Annotated in this window: 17 protein-coding genes; 7 read left to right on the forward strand and 10 right to left on the reverse strand. The window is 68.0% G+C overall.

Features of this window, described 5'->3' with window-relative positions; all coding sequences use genetic code 11:
- The first annotated feature begins 44 nt into the window (after positions 1-44).
- Positions 45-665, forward strand: a complete 621-nt coding sequence (locus tag RIN18_RS00005; RefSeq protein ID WP_309101881.1) for an N-acetyltransferase family protein — start codon at positions 45-47, stop codon at positions 663-665.
- A gap of 6 nt (positions 666-671) precedes the next feature.
- Here RIN18_RS00005 and RIN18_RS00010 read toward each other — a convergent pair whose 3' ends face one another.
- From RIN18_RS00010 to RIN18_RS00035, 6 genes are all read right to left on the reverse strand, one after another.
- The gene (locus tag RIN18_RS00010; RefSeq protein WP_309101882.1) at positions 672-1460 is read right to left on the reverse strand and encodes an ATP-binding cassette domain-containing protein; all 789 of its coding nucleotides are present in this window, start codon (positions 1458-1460) and stop codon (positions 672-674) included.
- Complete coding sequence (locus tag RIN18_RS00015) at positions 1457-2248, reverse strand: ABC transporter ATP-binding protein (protein ID WP_309101883.1); 792 nt, start codon at positions 2246-2248, stop codon at positions 1457-1459. Before RIN18_RS00015 ends, RIN18_RS00010 begins: the two co-directional genes overlap by 4 nt.
- Positions 2245-3129, reverse strand: coding sequence for an ABC transporter permease (locus RIN18_RS00020; RefSeq protein ID WP_309101884.1), 885 nt, complete (start codon positions 3127-3129; stop codon positions 2245-2247). Before RIN18_RS00020 ends, RIN18_RS00015 begins: the two co-directional genes overlap by 4 nt.
- On the reverse strand, positions 3126-4076 hold the full coding sequence (locus RIN18_RS00025) for an ABC transporter permease (RefSeq protein WP_309101885.1): 951 nt from the start codon (positions 4074-4076) through the stop codon (positions 3126-3128). The genes RIN18_RS00020 and RIN18_RS00025 overlap by 4 nt, the downstream gene beginning before the upstream one ends.
- Before the next feature lie 9 nt (positions 4077-4085).
- Positions 4086-5603 carry an ABC transporter substrate-binding protein gene (locus RIN18_RS00030; protein ID WP_309101886.1) on the reverse strand — a complete coding sequence of 506 codons (1518 nt, stop codon included), beginning with the start codon at positions 5601-5603 and terminating at the stop codon, positions 4086-4088.
- Between the two features lie 97 nt (positions 5604-5700).
- Entirely contained in the window at positions 5701-6630 is a 930-nt protein-coding gene (locus tag RIN18_RS00035) for an alpha/beta hydrolase (RefSeq protein ID WP_309102113.1), read from the reverse strand.
- A 170-nt stretch (positions 6631-6800) separates the two neighbouring features.
- On the opposite strand from RIN18_RS00035, the gene RIN18_RS00040 reads away from it, so the two are divergent.
- Genes RIN18_RS00040 through RIN18_RS00050 form a run of 3 tightly spaced genes read left to right on the forward strand, consistent with a single transcriptional unit; the run spans position 6801 to position 8518 of the window.
- Entirely contained in the window at positions 6801-7283 is a 483-nt protein-coding gene (locus RIN18_RS00040) for a carboxymuconolactone decarboxylase family protein (RefSeq protein ID WP_309101887.1), read from the forward strand.
- Positions 7280-7990 carry a tyrosine-protein phosphatase gene (locus RIN18_RS00045; RefSeq protein WP_309101888.1) on the forward strand — a complete coding sequence of 237 codons (711 nt, stop codon included), beginning with the start codon at positions 7280-7282 and terminating at the stop codon, positions 7988-7990. Before RIN18_RS00040 ends, RIN18_RS00045 begins: the two co-directional genes overlap by 4 nt.
- Before the next feature lie 57 nt (positions 7991-8047).
- On the forward strand, positions 8048-8518 hold the full coding sequence (locus RIN18_RS00050) for an SIP domain-containing protein (protein WP_309101889.1): 471 nt from the start codon (positions 8048-8050) through the stop codon (positions 8516-8518).
- A 35-nt stretch (positions 8519-8553) separates the two neighbouring features.
- Here RIN18_RS00050 and RIN18_RS00055 read toward each other — a convergent pair whose 3' ends face one another.
- The 4 genes from RIN18_RS00055 to RIN18_RS00070 all read right to left on the reverse strand — a co-directional run bounded on the left by RIN18_RS00055 (position 8554) and on the right by RIN18_RS00070 (position 12700).
- On the reverse strand, positions 8554-8991 hold the full coding sequence (locus tag RIN18_RS00055; RefSeq protein WP_309101890.1) for a Fe-S oxidoreductase: 438 nt from the start codon (positions 8989-8991) through the stop codon (positions 8554-8556).
- The gene (locus RIN18_RS00060; RefSeq protein WP_309101891.1) at positions 8988-9791 is read right to left on the reverse strand and encodes an arginase family protein; all 804 of its coding nucleotides are present in this window, start codon (positions 9789-9791) and stop codon (positions 8988-8990) included. The genes RIN18_RS00055 and RIN18_RS00060 overlap by 4 nt, the downstream gene beginning before the upstream one ends.
- Positions 9792-9855: 64 nt before the next feature.
- Positions 9856-10599, reverse strand: a complete 744-nt coding sequence (locus RIN18_RS00065) for a PspA/IM30 family protein (RefSeq protein WP_309101892.1) — start codon at positions 10597-10599, stop codon at positions 9856-9858.
- A 55-nt stretch (positions 10600-10654) separates the two neighbouring features.
- Complete coding sequence (locus RIN18_RS00070) at positions 10655-12700, reverse strand: TPM domain-containing protein (protein ID WP_309101893.1); 2046 nt, start codon at positions 12698-12700, stop codon at positions 10655-10657.
- Between the two features lie 123 nt (positions 12701-12823).
- Between RIN18_RS00070 and RIN18_RS00075 the strand changes: the two genes are divergently transcribed.
- The 3 genes from RIN18_RS00075 (at position 12824) to RIN18_RS00085 (ending at position 15341) form a co-directional block, all read left to right on the forward strand.
- Positions 12824-13660 (forward strand): DUF3097 domain-containing protein, encoded by an 837-nt coding sequence (locus tag RIN18_RS00075; RefSeq protein WP_309101894.1) that lies wholly within the window; start codon positions 12824-12826, stop codon positions 13658-13660.
- Positions 13661-13728: 68 nt separating this feature from the next.
- Positions 13729-14454 (forward strand): tRNA (guanosine(46)-N7)-methyltransferase TrmB, encoded by a 726-nt coding sequence (gene trmB, locus RIN18_RS00080; protein WP_309101895.1) that lies wholly within the window; start codon positions 13729-13731, stop codon positions 14452-14454.
- Entirely contained in the window at positions 14451-15341 is an 891-nt protein-coding gene (locus RIN18_RS00085; RefSeq protein ID WP_309101896.1) for a CPBP family intramembrane glutamic endopeptidase, read from the forward strand. The genes trmB and RIN18_RS00085 overlap by 4 nt, the downstream gene beginning before the upstream one ends.
- Positions 15342-15348: the final 7 nt, after the last annotated feature.

Raw genomic sequence — 15348 nt, forward strand, 5'->3', positions numbered from 1 at the left:
CTGGCGGGTCGAGGGCGAGACCGACGATTCTCTAGGCTGAGCCCATGCAGTTCGAACCGGGCGACCGTCGTCGCCGCATCCCGCGCCACCTGCGCCGCCCCGACCCGGGGCCGGATGTGTTCACATATTCGATCAGACCGGCGAAGGACACCGACCTCCCGCACATCAGGGAGATCTACAACCACTTCGTGAGCAACTCGGTCGTGACCTTCGACGAGCGTCGCAGCAGCATCCGCTACTGGCGGGAGAAATTCGCTCTGCTCTCGCGACTCGGGCTTCCTTTCCTCGTCGCCGTCTCGCCGTCCGGCGAAGTCCTGGGTTATGCGCTCGCACAGCCTTGGGCGAGCAAGACGGCCTATCGCTACACCGTCGAGGACTCCATCTATCTCGGGCCCGGGGCAACGGGCAAGGGGCTCGGGGCGGCGTTGCTGCAGGCCCTCATCCAGGAGTGCGAACGGATCGGGCTCCGAGAGATCGTCGCCGTCATCAGTGACACCGGTGCCGAGGCATCGATACGGCTGCACACTCGGCTCGGCTTCGTCGAGGTCGGACGGATGGGCAGAGTCGGGTTCAAGTTCGGCCGTTCGCTCGGCACCGTGTACCTGCAGCGTTCGCTCCGGCCGACCGGCAGACGCCGTCGCCGGATCATCGGACGCGGTCGGTGATGCCGGTCACCGTCCGGGAATGACGGGGATCGCCGCGAGAAGACGCTTGGTGTACTCGTGCTGCGGATCCAGGAGGACCTTCTTCGTCGTGCCGCGCTCGACGATCAGACCGTCCTTCATCACGATCACCTCGTCGCACAGATTCTGTACGACGCCGATGTCGTGAGAGACGATCAGCAGGGTGAGATCCGACGTGCGTCGCAGCTCGGCAAGCAGTTCGAGGATCTGCGCGCGCACCGTGACGTCGAGGGCGGAGAGCGGCTCGTCCCCGACGAGGATCCGGGGGCGGTGCACGATCGCACGCGCCAGCGCGATGCGCTGACGCTGTCCGCCGGACAACTCGTGCGGATACCGCGCCGCCATCGAGGGCTCCAGCCCGACCTGGTCGAGCACCTCGGTGATGCGCGCGGAGCGATCACCGTCGATGTCCAATGCCCAGAGCGGTTCGCCGATGATCTGTTCCGTGGTCATCCTCGGGTCGAGTGAGGCATACGGGTCCTGAAACACCAGACCTGTCGCCTGGCGAAGCCAGTGCAGCGACCGGGCGGATGCCGTCGCGTCGACGGTTCGGCCGGTGACTCGCACGGTTCCGTCCGTCTGGCGATCGAGGCCGAGCAGCAGACGGATCAGCGTCGATTTTCCGGAGCCCGATTCGCCGATGATGCCGAGCGACGTGCCTTCGGCGACGTCGAGGTCAGTGGGGGCGAGCGCCGTCTGGAGTCGTGACTTCTCGAACGGGGAACGCTTCGGCGCGAAGTAGTCGCGCCGCAGGCCCCGTGCTTCGATGATGGTCATCGCGCGCCTCCCTGCGGGCGCCACAGCGTCGCCGTCGCGTCACGCAGCAGCGCCTGGGTGACCGGCGAGGTCGGAGCGCTGAGCAATGTGCTGACCGGCGCCTGCTCTATGACGCGCCCGTGCTCGAGAACGACCCCGTCGGTGGCGACCTGAGCGAGGACTGCGAGGTCGTGGGTGATGAAGACCAGCGACATGCCTTCCTCCTCGACGAGCGAGAGAAGCAGTGCCAGGATCTCGGCCTGGATCGTGACATCCAGGGCGGTCGTCGGCTCGTCCGCGATGAGAAGGCGCGGGTGGCAGGCGAGTGCCATCGCGATGGCGACGCGCTGGCGCTGCCCGCCCGACAGCTGATGCGGATACCGGTCCACGATCGTCTCCGGTTCCGGAAGCCGCACCCGCGCCGCCTCGGCGATCGCGCGCTGCCGCGCCTCCCGACGGCCGATGCGCTCGTGGATGCGGATGGATTCGGCGATCTGCCTCCCCACGGTGCGGATCGGATTCAATGCCGTGCGTGGCTCCTGGAACACGATGCCGATCTCGTCGCCTCGCAGCTCCGCGAGCTGTCGATCGGGCATCCCGATGAGCTCGGTTCCGTTCCAGCGGATGCTGCCGCTGGCCGTGGCGCCGTCGGGCAGGAGTCCGAGGATCGCGAGAGCGGTGAGGGACTTGCCGGAACCGGATTCGCCGATCAGACCGAGGCGCGCCCCGTCGTCGACCCTGAAGGAGATGCCGTCGACGACGCGACGAGCATCGATGTCGATGACGAGGTTCTCCACCTCGAGGCTCATGCCACCACCTCCGGTGTGTGGGTCTGCGCCGGGGGCCTCGGGCCGGAGCGATGGCGAAGCGTCGGATCAGTGGCTTCGCGCAGACCGTCGCCGAGCAGGTTCAGAGCCAGCACCGTGATCGTGATCGCAAGGCCCGGCCAGACGACCGAGAGCGGATGCACTCCGATGTAGCGCTGCAGGTCGGCGAGGAGGATGCCCCAGGACGGCTCGACGACTGACGCTCCGAACCCGAGATACGACAGTCCCGCCTCGGCGAGGACCGCGACAGCCATCGACCACGACAGTTGCACGATGAACACCGGGGCGACGTTCGGCAGCAGGTGCCGCGTCAGGCTCTGCGCGGGGGTGAGCCCGGACGCGCGGGCGGCGAGGATGAAGTCGCTCTGCTGGACTCGCCGCAGCTCGGGTCGGGTCACGCGCGCGATGTTGACGCCGAAGCCGATGCCGACGGCCCAGATCACCACCCAGAGCGAACCGCCCCACACTGAGGAGATCATCATGGCGATGATCAGCACGGGGAAGGCGATGAGGATGTCGACGAGGATCGCGACGGTCTCACGGAGCCATCGCACGGTGAGTGCTCCGAGCGCCGCCAGAGCGATCCCCACGACGGTGGCGACGATGCCGGCTCCGATGCTGACGAAGAGAGTCGTGCGCGCTCCCGCCATGATGAGGCTCAGGATGTCGCGTCCGGTGTCGTCTGTGCCGAGCATGTGCGGCCAGCCCGGGGACGCCCAGCGATCACGGACGTCGGAGTCCTGCGGGTCGAAGGGTGTCCAGACCAGCGACACGATCGCGGTCAGCGCGATCAGCGTCACCACGACGAGCCCGAACCGGCCCGTCGATGTCGACCACAGACGCCGCAGCCACCGGGGGATCATGCGGCCTCCCGCTGTCGAGGATCGATCGAGCGGTGCACGAGGTCGACGAGGAATCCGACGATCAGGACGAAGCCGGTGAGCACGAGAAGCTCGCTCTGCACCTTGATCAGGTCGCGGGTTCCGACGTCGGCGACGAGCATCCGCCCGATGCCGGGGAGCGTGAAGAGTTGTTCGATGACGACCGACCCGACGATGATCCCGGCGACCTGGAGTCCGAGCACCGTGACGATGGAAAGTCCGACTGCAGGGATGCCGTGCTGGATGAGGGCCCGTGTGCGGGTGAGTCCCTTGGCGGCCGCCGTCCGCACGAAGTCCTGGCCGGCCGCCTGCAGCGTCGCGCTGCGGACGAACCGCATCAGCATCGCCCCTTCCACGATGCCGATCGTGAGCGCGGGGAGCAGTAACGATTCCATCGCCGGCCACGGGGTCGACCAGCCGGTGCGCGGAAAACCCTGAGGAGGAAGCCACCCGAGCCAGACGGAGAAGACCACGACGAGCATCATGCCGGCCCAGACCACCGGTACGGCGGCCAGGGCCTGCGCGCCGACGCTGAGCGCGGTGCCGCCGCGGCGTCCGCGCAGGAGGGCGGCGACGATGCCGAACGGTACGGCGATCAGGAGTGCGATCGCAAGGGCCATCATGCCGAGCGGGATGGTCACCTGGGCCTTGAGGAACAACTCCTCGCCGACGGATGCACCAGAGAGGAGCGACGTGCCCAGGTCGCCGCGGAGGATGCCGCCGATCCAGTCGGTGTACTGGGTGACGAGGGGTCGGTTCAATCCCAGCGACTCACGGAGCGCATCGACCTGATCAGGCGAAGCCTGCGTGCCGGCGATGAGCTGGGCGACGTCGCCGGGGAACACCCGCAGCGTCAGGAAGATGAGGACGCTCGACACGAGGAGCCCTGCAATGAGCAGGGCTCCTCGGACGATCGCATAGCGCAGCATGAGTGGAGGCTACTTCTCCGAGAGGACGCTGACGCCTGCCAGGTTGATACGTGAGTTGATCGAGTCCTTGGGGAAGCCGGTCACCTCGTGGCTGACGGCGGTGATGGTCGCCCCGTTGTACAGCCAGTCCACCGCGTGGTCCTCGGAGACCAGACGGGCGGCCTCGGCGAGGAGTTCGGCGGAGGCCTCGGGGTCGACCTCGGTCAGCGCCTCGGTGTAGAGGCGCTGCACGTCGGCGTTGTCATACCCGAAGTAGTATTCCGGGTCTGCGAAGTTGCCGAAGTCGCGCGGCTCGACGTGCAGCACGAAGCTGAGGTCGTAGTCGTGGTTGCTGTAGACGTCCTCGAGCCATGTCGGGAACTCGACGGACTCCACCTCGAGGGTGACGCCGATCTCGTTGAAGTCCGAGATGAGCACCTTCGGCACGGTGGTGCCGTAGAACGCCGGGATGGTGAGGGTGAGCTCGAGGTCCTCCTGGCCGGCCTCGGCGAGTAGGTCCTTCGCACGCTCTGGATCGTATGAGACCACGTCGGAGAGGTCTTCGTATCCCGGGTCGAGCTCCGGGATCGGACCGTACAGCGTCGAGCCTGCACCGACGGCCTCGACCAGCCCCTCGTGGTCGATGGCGAGTCGCAGCGCTTCGCGGACGCGGACGTCGTCGAGCGGGGCCTTGGCGTTGTTGAAGGCCAGGGTCGCCTTGTCGGTGGTGCGCCCGGTCGTGAGGGTGAAGTTGCCCGAATCCTCCAACTGAGAGGCGAGGTTCGGATCCACTGCGGTGAGCACCTGGACACCACCGTCGAGCGCGTTGTTCACGCCGGCGGTGAAGTCGGGGATGTACTGGAACTCGACTTCGGCCACGCCTGCGGCTTCGCCCCAATAGGCATCGTTGCGGGCGAAGGTGATCGAGCTTCCCTTGTTCCACCGCGTGAGCGTGAACGGCCCGGTGCCGTTCTCGGCCGTCTTGAGATCGGTGGTGTCGCCCGTCTGGAAGACGAGCCCCGCAGGACCGGTGAGCGCGAACAGGAAGTTCTGGTTGGGCTCGGTGAGCACGATCACCACCGTCGCAGGGTCGGGCGCGGTGATGGAGGCGATGGAGGCGAAGTCGGAATTGCCCTGCAGCGTCGCGTCAGTCCGGACGGCCTCGTACGACGCCACGACATCGGCCGAGGTCAGTGCGGTGCCGTTGTGGAAGGTGATGCCGTCGTTCAGTGTGAACGTGTACGTCAGGCCGTCGTCCGAGACTTCGTAGTCGGACGCCAGCCGGGGCTCGATCTGGTTGTCCTCGGTGCGCGTGACGAGGCCCTCATAGATGTTGTCGATGAGGATCTGCTCGAGGGCGGCACCGCTCGTGTGCCGGATGTCGAGGTTCGTCGGCTCGAGCACGAGGCCGACGGCAAGAGTGGCATCGGGGTCGGGTTCTCCCGTGGAGGTTGCCTCCGGCTCTGGTGATCCCGCGCAGGCGCTGAGGACCACGGCGGCGGCGGCGAGTGCGGAGATCAGCGCGATGCGTCGGCTGCGTCGGAACATGGAAGCGATCCTCTCGGTTCGGCAATTGCTGTGTGCCGGGTATGGGTCGAGCCTAGGGATGAGTCGGTGAGGTGGGGCGGGCGATCGGAACGGAGCGTCACATTCCGGACGCCGCAGGGGATACGGCGCCGATGAGAGCAGCGAGCTCGGACGGCGCGGTCTCCTGCACGTTGTGGGTCGCGTCGACAGTCAGGACCCGGGAGCCGGGGACGCGGCGCTGAAAGTCGTCGGCATCGGCCGGGCTGACGAAACCGCGAGCCGCGCGGACAAGGGTGATGGGGGCGCTGACCCCGGCCAGGTCATCCCAGCCGGTCTCATGCAACAGCGAGGGTCTCGCGGGAGCTCCCGGATCGTGGGCGGCGAGCGTCCGGGCCGCGAGATGGGCGAAGTGGTGCTTCCATTCCACCCTGCCGTCGGGGCGGACGCGCGTGTTGAGGAAGACGCCCCGCTCGGTGTCTGCCCTGCTGCCGCCGAAGCCGAGCGCCATGGCACGGTCCACGAGCTCGTCACGGGTGGCGAAGTCGGTCGGACCCGCATAGAACTCCCGCAGTGCGGCGGGGCCCGCGCTCACGTCGATACCCGGCGTGATGTCGATGATGAGCAGCTCATGCACGAGATCCGGTCTGGTCCTCGCGAGGGCGGCTCCGGTGAGTCCTCCCAACGACTGCCCGACGATCAGCTGAGGACCGTCCGTCCATGCGTCCAGCGCGGCGGCGACGTCGACGGCGAGAGTGCGGGGGGAGTAGTCGAGGTCGTCCCGCCAGGACGAGTCTCCGTGACCGGCGAGATCGATCGCGAGTGCCGGCTGCTGGAGAGCCAGGACCGTCGTGTCCCAGGTGTGGGCGTTGAGTCCTGCACCGTGCAGCAGTGTCACGCGCGGAGCGCCCGTGCCGAAACGGAGAGCGCTCACGGAGCGTCCGTCGGCGAGCGGCAGATCGAGTCGTTCGACGCTCGGTGCTGCAACGCCCAAAGACTCGGCCTGTGAAGGAAGATAGGTGAACTCACTGGTGTCGATCGCCACGGGGATATTCTGCTCCTGCGGAGTCGCCTCCGTGAAATGCGACAACAGTGTGACAAGGAACCGCGATAGGAAGTGCGCTATCTGCTGAGCAAAAATTTCCTATGGTTAGCAATCTGCATTTCAGGCGGCATGGCGAGAACCGGCTCAGACGGGGTCCGAGAGAATATGCTGGAGCCATGAGCGAGACCCGAGTGCACCTCTCGAAGACCGAGCCGGCCGCCTACCGCGCGCTGGACGCGTTCTCGAAGACCGTCGGCGAGATCTGCGCCGCGAACGGCATCGACGACCGTCTCAAAGAGATCGTCATGATCCATTGCTCGCAGCTGAACGGGTGCGCATATTGCACCCGCATTCACGTCGACAGGGCCACCGCGGCCGGTATCGACGTCGACACGATCACTCAGATTCCCACCTGGCGCGAGAGCGGCGTCTTCACTGAGCGCGAGTGCGCGGCCCTCGAACTCGCCGAGGCGTTCACCTTCATCGCCGAGGACGGCATCTCGGATGAGGTCTACGACCGCGTCGGGGCCGTCTTCACCGAGAAGGAGTACGCGGCTCTGAGCTGGGCGTGCGTGTCGATCAACGCGTTCAACCGCGTCGTGGTGGCGGGGCGCTACCCCGTTCCGCCGCGGGAACCGCAGGTGCAGGTGCCGGCATGACGATCCTCGACGTCGAAGGAGTAACCAACGTCCGCGATGTCGGGGGAATGCCGGCGGCCGGCGGGCGGATCCGTTCCGGGGTGCTGCTGCGCTCCGGACAGCTGTCCGGAGCCACCGCATCGGGCGCTGACGCTCTGCGGGCACGGGTGAAGCACATCGTCGACCTTCGTGACAGCGAGGAGGTCGCCGCTGAGCCGACGGAGATCCCGGGACCGGACACCACTCACCTGCCCCTGTTCCTCGGCTCGGTGCGCTCCTTCTTCGAGGCGGACACGAGCCTCGATGATCTCTACGTGCACCTGCTCGAAGAGAGCGGTGAGCGCTTGGTCGCCGCCATCCGCATCATCGCGCAGGGTGCGCCGACTCTCGTGCACTGCACGGTCGGCAAGGACAGGACCGGCGTCACCGTGGCTCTGGCACTCGCCGCGGTCGAGGCGGATCGCGACGCGATCATCGCCGACTACGCGCTCACGGAGTCCCAGCTTCCGGCAGAGCGATCTCAGCGGATCGCGGCCTACATCCGGGCCCACCACCCCGAGGCGGTTCACGCTGTCGCCCTCGCGACACAGTCGCCCGCCGAGGTGATGCGCGCCCTGCTGGAGCGGGTCGATGAGCGATGGGGGTGTGCCGCGGGCTACCTGCGAGCGAACGGCATGAGCGACGCCGAACTGGCGGCACTCCGCGAAACGCTCGTCGAAGCGGCCTGAGCTTTCGTCAGGGGGGTAGGTTAGGCAACCCTTCACGGGTGGTACGATGAAGAGGCCATGGACACCTCACTCGACACGATCAGCACGCGCTCGCAGCGTCGTGCCGCCCGTCGACGCTCACACCACCTGGTGACGGCAGACGAGCATTCGCTCGGCGACCTCGAGGTGTTCCTGGCGACACTCCCGCTGTGTGCCTCCGGCAGGATCTTCATCGAGGTTCCCGAGCAGGACGACATCGGGATCATCGAGGCCCCCGCCCGGATGACGGTCACCTGGCTGGCCAGGGGATCGCGGTCCGGCGCTCCGGGCACCGGGCGCTCCTGTGCGCCCGGCCAGGCGCTGGCGCGTGCGACATGCGCCTGGGCCGATGAGATGCTCTGCGGCGACGAGCTCGAGACGAGGGTGACGTTGCTCGGCGGCTTCCTGGGCACGGCCGACATCGTCGACCACCTCACCTCCAGGCTCGGCGTGGAATCGTCGACGATCCACGCGCCGGAGCGTTTCGGGCTGCTTCCCGTCGACCGCTGAATCCGAAGACAGGCGTTCGGGCTGAGGTTCTGTTCTCAGCGCCCGCGACGCACGTAGTTGCCGTCTTCGAGACCGGCTTCGATCTCGAAGCGGTTCCGCATCGGGTCTCGGCCCGCGGTCAGATACAGCAACGGCATGAGGAAGCCGTAGCGCAGCCATTGTGCTTTGTGAACGGCCTCGTGACGGAGGATCGCTTCGGTCGGTGCGACGTCCCCGGTGAGGAAGCATCCGCCGACGCACACGCCACCGCGACTGAACGTCCAACTCGGCATTCCGCGGAAGACCCACAAGCCGTTGCGTCGCTCGATGGGTCCGGTGCTCCAGAGCGAACCCCAGATCCATCCCACGGCGGTACCCCACCAGTAACCGGCGCGGCTGATCGGCGATCGGAGGAGGAACGAGGGGATCCGTCGGTCCAGGCGCCGTCCGCGGGCGAGCGCCGCCTCCGCCTCGGCGCGCCAGTCCTCGCTCACGCGACGGCTCCCACCAGGCGCAGCAGTGCGCCGAGATCGTCGACCGCATCCTGCGGGGTGCGGGGCGCGAATCCGGCGATGGTCGCCCCCGCCAGCGGCAGGCGCTCCCGCAGCCGGCGAACGGCGGCGGCGAGGACCGCAGGCGAAAGGCCGAATGGCTCAGGCGAGGAGACGCCGGCCATGTGCGCCGGATCGAGCACGTCGACGTCGATGTGCACCCAGACGCGGGAGGCCCCGGTGGCGGCCACGGCATCGGCGAGCGCGTCGACCCGGTCGAGATCGGCGACGGAAAGGCGCGTGAGGGAGTCGAGTTGCCCGAGCTCTCCTTCGTCGGGGGAGCGCATGCCGACCGCGATGATCCGATCCCGGGGGATCCCAGGCGAGAGGGCCAATTGCGGTTCTCCTTCGCCGAGGACCGCGCGCAACGCCATGCCGGAGAATGCTCCGGACGGCGAACTCTCGGGCGTATGGAGGTCGGGGTGTGCATCGCACCACACCACCGCGAGATCCTCGGTTCCGGAGGGCAGGGCGGCGAGCGCTGCGACTGTCACGCTGCAGTCGCCGCCGATCACGACGGGTTCGGCGACGATGTGATCGCGAACGAGCTCCTGCGTGCGCCGGAGAGCGCTGAGCCTGCGGACGCCGGTTCCGAGAGCCTCACCTGCCTCGACGGGTACGTCAAGCAGGGTGGTCGCCGCGCGCGGCAGGTCGCCGGCGATCGCGGCGGCGCCGTCGACGAGCAGCATCGCGCGCGCTGCGGGAGACCCCTGCCACTGCGGGACCACAAGGAAACGCACCATCGGTGCCTCCTGAGAAGAGGGCGGATGCCCCGGACGCACACGTCCGAGGCATCCGCCCGATGGGTCAGGAACCTTCGATGGCGGCCCGCGGCGCGCTGCCGCCTGCCTTGAGCTCGGCGAGGCGGGCCTCGACCTCGGTCAGCTCGCCGAGGTCGTCAAGGCTCTCGAACTGTGCGTCGAGGCTGGAGGCGGCAAGTTCCACCTTGCCCTGCGCGAGGGCCTCCTGGCGGCGGACCTTGTCTTCGAACCGTCCGAGCTCGCTGGTCGGGTCGAGGACATTGATCGAGGAGACCGCGTCCTGCACCTTCGTCTGGGCTTCGGCGACCTTGGCGCGGGCGAGCAGTTCGCTGCGCTTGGACTTCAGCTCGCCGAGCTTCTCCTTCATGCCGTTCAGGCCGGTCTTGAGCTTGTCGACGATCTCCGTCTGCGCGGCGATGGTCGGCTCCGCCGTCCTCGCGTCGCGCTCCTCGCCGATCTGGCGCTGAAGGGCGATCTTGGCGAGGCTGTCGAACTTGTCGGCATCCGCCGTGTTGCCCGCGGCGCGCAGCTCGTCGGCCTTGCGGCTCGCGGCAAGGGCCTTGTTGCCCCAGTCCTTCGCCGCCTGGAGGTCTTCCTCGTGATCGCGCTCGAGCAGACGCAGGTTGCCGATGGTCTCCGCGATGGCGGCCTCGGCGTCGGCGATGCTGTTGGTGTAGTCGCGGACGAGCTGGTCGATCATCTTCTGCGGGTCCTCGGCGGAGTCGAGGAGCGAGTTGATGTTGGCTCGGACAAGGGTCGAGATGCGCCCGAAGATGGACTGCTTTGCCATGGTGGTTCCTTTCAGAGGGTCGTGGTCGAGGTCTGTGCGTGAGGGACGGTGTCGATCAGAAGCGCCCACCTCCGGAGCGTCCGCTGCGGCCACCGCCGGAGCGCCCGCCGCCTCCGAAGCCCGAGCTGCGGAAGCCACCGCCGCCGCTGGAGCGCCAGCTGCTGCGTCGCGACGAACCGCCGCCCCCGCTGCCGCCACCGGAGAGGAGTCCTCCGATGATGCCGCCCAGGATGTCGCCGCCGAGGCCTGAGCTGCCGGACCGCGAACTCGAGCCGCCGAACAGCCCGCCGCCCCAGCCGTCGTCCTCGTATCGCATCGGGTTGTACGAGGCGACATCGGCCTGCGCAGAGGAGACGGCCTGTCGTGCCAGTTCCAGGGCGTGACCTGCCTGGGTCAGCGCCGCTTCCGGATTCGCGGTCTGCAGCTGCAGCGCCTGCGTGAGACCGGCTTCCGCCTGCGAGAGGCGAGTGCGCGCCGTCGAGCCGACCGTGCCGCGTCGTGTCTCGATGTACTGCCGTGCCGCGCGGATCTCGGAATTCGCCTGCGCCAGCGTCTGCCCGAGCAGTTGCTGCACCCGGCGAGCACGTTCCACGCTCTCTCGGCCCTGAGCGATGGCGGCGTCGATCTGCATGTCGGCGGCGGTCAGAGCCTCGAGGGTGCGGTGTGGGCTGCGCGGAGTGCTGTTCAGACTGGCCTGCGCCTGCTGCAGCAGCTCGGAGGTCGACGCCACCGCTGTGGAGACCGCACCCCCCGCATCGGGGAGCTGCTGCGCGGCGGCCACATCGCTCTGCAGTTCGACCAATAGCGCCCGAGCGCGTGTCTCGATGTCGCCGAGTTCGGACCCGAGAGTCGTGATCGCCTGCACCAGCTGAGTGGCCTGGGCGATCGACTGCTCGGCAGTGCGTATCGCGAATGCCGCCTCGCCGGTGCGGCCGGCCGTGATCGCCTCGCCGGCGAGCGCGATGGAACGATCAGCGAGGGCGGCGCGCTCCTGCGCCTGGGCGGGGTTGTCGGTCACGGTGGCCAGGGCAGATGCGTCGTAGGTCGCGGCGAGGGCCTCCAGCGCGGGAGCGGCGCCCGCCACCACCGGCTGCAGATCGGCGCGCGCCGAGCGCACGCGCTCCAGCGCCTCTGGCGCGTTCTGCTCGAGCTGACGCAGCTGGTCGAAGGCCTCAGCGTTCGCCTCGAGCGCCTCGTCGATCTCATCACAGATCTGGATGATGCGGATGTGCCATGCGCGGCGGTCGTGAACGGAGTCCTCGACCTCATCGTCGAGCTTCTGACGCAGGTCGAAGGCCTCGGACATCTTGGCCTTCGCGGTCTCGATCGCTTTGCCGAATTCGGCGGTCGCACCCTCGCCGAACTGCGCGACGGCGAAGCCGAGCTCCTCTCGGCTCGACGTGATCGCATCGTCGGCCCGCACGAGGGCGGACCCGGCCTGCGTCTCGACCTGATCATCGGTGAGGGTCGAGAAGGGGTCGTTCGGGTCAGGTTCGGCCGGCATCGCGCCCCGCGCCCGCATGGCAGCGTTGCGCCTTGCTCTCGCGATGAGCCGCACCACGAGCCAGATCAGGAGTGCGACGGCAGCGATCCCTGCCACGATCAGCACGACGCGCAGGGCTCCGGCGCCGCCGTCGCCCTGAATCTCGTCGGCGGCGAGGATGATCGCTCCATCCCAGTCGTCCTCTGCGAGCAGCGGCTGGATCTTCTCTTCGACGTCGTCGAGCTCTCCGTCGCTGAGGGGTCCTCCGGCTGCCGCAGAGATGTAATAGCTGCGCTGCTCCACCGCCACAGCCAGCAGATACTGCTCCGGGCCGAGGTTGTTGGAGTCTGCGACGGCGTCGGCCCATGCGACCCGATCGGACGGCGATGTGAACTCGTCGACGATGACGACGAAGAGGTCGGCGTCGGAGTTCTCGGTCAACTCCTGCAACCGGGACTCGACCGCATCTCGCTCCTCGGCACTGAGCACACCCGCATCGTCGGTGACGTAACCCGCGTCCAGAGTGAGCGGGTCGGCGGCCGATGCGGCACCTGCGGTGAGGCCGACGGTCGCCAGAGCGGCGGTCAGCGCGGCCAGCGTCAGCCACCGAGTCCTCATAGCGTTCCCTCCGACCGGCAGCCGTGCACCATGCCCATGAGTCTATGCACACCAGCCGACACGCGACAGGTTCCGAGGCCGGATCGCCGTTCGCCGTCAGCGGAGACACATACGCTGGAAGGCATGGACGACAGGTATGGTTCGGATGTCCTCGCCGCAGGCTGGCGTGAGCGCGCCGCGAAGCCGGTGCCGCAGGTGCCGGCCGAGCTCGATCTCGTCGTGGAGGTCGCGGACGACGGCTTCTGCGGGGCGGTGACGCGCGTGCAGTCGGGCACCGTGGAACTGGAGGATCGCACGGGCCGCCGACGCCTCTTCCCGCTCGGCGGCGGTTTTCTCATCGACGGGGCCGCGGTGCGTCTGACGGTTCCCGCGCACGGCGCGAAGTCTCCTCGTCGCACAGCATCCGGTTCGTTCGCCGTCGCCGATCAACGCGCCAAGGTCGCCCTGCCCAGCCGGATCCTCGTCGAGGGCAAGCACGACGCCGAGCTCGTCGAGAAGGTATGGGGACACGATCTGCGGGTCGAGGGCGTCGTCGTGGAGTTCCTGCAGGGCGTCGACCTGCTCTCCGAACTGCTGGCTGAGGAGCCTCCCAGCGCCAACCGTCGCTATGGCGTGCTGGTGGATCACCTCGTCCCCGGGTCGAAGGAGTCCCGGATCGCCGACGCTGTCGCTCGGGGTCCTCACGGACGGCACGTGCGCATCGTGGGGCATCCCTTCGTCGATGTCTGGCAGTGCGTCACGCCGCAGGCGTTGGGCATCTCCCGGTGGCCGGAGATCCCGAGGGGAACGGACTGGAAGACCGGCATTTGCCGCGCGTTCGGCTGGCCGCACGAGACGCAGGCCGACACCGCGCGTGCCTGGCAGCGCATCCTCAGCAGGGTGAAGTCTTACCGCGATCTGGAGCCGGCTCTTCTCGGCCGTGTCGAAGAGCTCATCGACTTCGTGACCACGCCGTCGTGAGCGGGCCGGCGCGATCAATCGCGCCCGACTGGCGAGGCGGCCCGATATCGCGCGACTACCCTGGAACCATGCCCGAACCTCGTACCTTCCGTGAAGAACCGGTGTCCTTCGTGCGCCGCAGCGGACGGATGTCCGAGGCGCAGGAACGCGCGTTCGAGGAGCTCGCGCCGAACTATCTGCTCGACGTGCCGCGCGATGTCGCGTGGACGTCGGTGCACCCGGAGGCGCGCCTGGACCCGGCTGAGGCGTACGGCCGCGCCGCGGCGCTGTACATCGAGATCGGTTCCGGGCAGGGACACGCGATCGTCTCCGCGGCGATGACGAGGCCGGACGACGACTTCCTCGCCGTCGAGGTCTTCCGCGCAGGCCTCGCCCGCACGATGCTCGATGCCGACCGCGAGGGTGTGCGCAACCTCCGGCTCGTCGAGGCGAACGCCCCCGAGGTGCTGTCGTCGTACCTGCCGGAGGGCGCTGCGACAGAGATCTGGATCTTCTTCCCCGATCCGTGGCACAAGAACAAGCACACGAAGCGGCGTCTGATCCGCTCCGGTTTCGGCGAGACCGCCGCTCGTGCGTTGCGCGACGGCGGCACCCTGCGGCTCGCGACCGACTGGGAGGATTACGCGCTGCAGATGCGGGATGTGCTCGATGCCGACTCGCTGTTCGAACGCGACTTCGACGGAGACTGGGCGGAGCGCTTCGAAGGTCGGGCGATGACGGCTTTCGAGCGGAAGGGCATCGCGAAGGGGCGAGACATCCGTGATCTCACGTACCGGCGGAGGGCGCGGGCGTGACCGAGAGCGGGGTGGACACCCGATGGCAGCAGGCGGCCGTGCCGGCACTGCTGGTCTGCGCCGCGGCTCCGGCGTTCTTCGTCGTCCAGTGGGCGTGGCTCGGATGGGTGTTCCTCGCGCTCGGGATCGGCACCGCCTGGCTGGTCGAGCGTCGCGGTGGCGAGCACTCTGAAGCCGACGCCGTCCGCGTCGGTGCGCGGGTCGATTCCGCTCGCACGATCGGCCGTCGATCGTCGCTGACGCGCGACCTCGGGCTCATCGGGCTGGGCATGCTCATCGTGAGCGTGATCCCGCTCGCGGCGGAACTCGACAACCTCGCGATGCTGCGCTTCACCCTCGCGCTCGGGGGAGCGGTGCTGGTGCCCTATCTGATCTCGCGATTCGTCTTCCGCGACCGCGCGGTCAGCTTCCCGTGGCGGACAGGGAAGCGGTGGGGCAAGCTGCAGTGGGGGTGGCTGGTGGCCGTGCTGGTGCTCGGCTGGCTGATCCTGCCGTTCTACTTCATCACCAGCGGCGTCTATCAGAACTGGCCGGTCGTGAATTCGCCCGAGCTCATCGCACGGCTTTTCGTCGGCGTCGGTGCGGTGGGCATCTGGGACGAGCTCTTCTTCATCTGCACGGTGTTCGCGCTGCTGCGTCGTCACTTCCCGGACCTGGTGGCGAACCTGTTGCAAGCCATCGTGTTCGTGTCGTTCCTCTGGGAACTCGGTTACCGGGAGTGGGGACCGCTGCTCACGATTCCGTTCGCGCTGCTGCAGGGCTACATCTTCCTTCGCACGCACTCGCTGGCCTACGTCGTCACGGTGCACCTGCTCTTCGACGCCGTGGTGTTCGCGGTGCTCGTGCATGCGCACAATCCGGGGTTGATCCCGGTGTTCCTCGTCTGAGGACCCG

This window comes from Microbacterium sp. (assembly GCF_031179285.1).
GTDB lineage: Bacteria > Actinomycetota > Actinomycetes > Actinomycetales > Microbacteriaceae > Microbacterium.

Excerpts from the sequence above, each read along its gene's own strand:
- RIN18_RS00005 (WP_309101881.1), top strand. The coding sequence starts at position 45 with ATGCAGTTCGAACCGGGCGACCGTCGTCGCCGCATCCCGCGCCACCTG.
- RIN18_RS00010 (WP_309101882.1), bottom strand. The coding sequence starts at position 1,460 with ATGACCATCATCGAAGCACGGGGCCTGCGGCGCGACTACTTCGCGCCG.
- RIN18_RS00015 (WP_309101883.1), bottom strand. The coding sequence starts at position 2,248 with ATGAGCCTCGAGGTGGAGAACCTCGTCATCGACATCGATGCTCGTCGC.
- RIN18_RS00020 (WP_309101884.1), bottom strand. The coding sequence starts at position 3,129 with ATGATCCCCCGGTGGCTGCGGCGTCTGTGGTCGACATCGACGGGCCGG.
- RIN18_RS00025 (WP_309101885.1), bottom strand. The coding sequence starts at position 4,076 with ATGCTGCGCTATGCGATCGTCCGAGGAGCCCTGCTCATTGCAGGGCTC.
- RIN18_RS00030 (WP_309101886.1), bottom strand. The coding sequence starts at position 5,603 with ATGTTCCGACGCAGCCGACGCATCGCGCTGATCTCCGCACTCGCCGCC.
- RIN18_RS00040 (WP_309101887.1), top strand. The coding sequence starts at position 6,801 with ATGAGCGAGACCCGAGTGCACCTCTCGAAGACCGAGCCGGCCGCCTAC.
- RIN18_RS00045 (WP_309101888.1), top strand. The coding sequence starts at position 7,280 with ATGACGATCCTCGACGTCGAAGGAGTAACCAACGTCCGCGATGTCGGG.
- RIN18_RS00050 (WP_309101889.1), top strand. The coding sequence starts at position 8,048 with ATGGACACCTCACTCGACACGATCAGCACGCGCTCGCAGCGTCGTGCC.
- RIN18_RS00060 (WP_309101891.1), bottom strand. The coding sequence starts at position 9,791 with ATGGTGCGTTTCCTTGTGGTCCCGCAGTGGCAGGGGTCTCCCGCAGCG.
- RIN18_RS00065 (WP_309101892.1), bottom strand. The coding sequence starts at position 10,599 with ATGGCAAAGCAGTCCATCTTCGGGCGCATCTCGACCCTTGTCCGAGCC.
- RIN18_RS00070 (WP_309101893.1), bottom strand. The coding sequence starts at position 12,700 with ATGAGGACTCGGTGGCTGACGCTGGCCGCGCTGACCGCCGCTCTGGCG.
- RIN18_RS00075 (WP_309101894.1), top strand. The coding sequence starts at position 12,824 with ATGGACGACAGGTATGGTTCGGATGTCCTCGCCGCAGGCTGGCGTGAG.
- trmB (WP_309101895.1), top strand. The coding sequence starts at position 13,729 with ATGCCCGAACCTCGTACCTTCCGTGAAGAACCGGTGTCCTTCGTGCGC.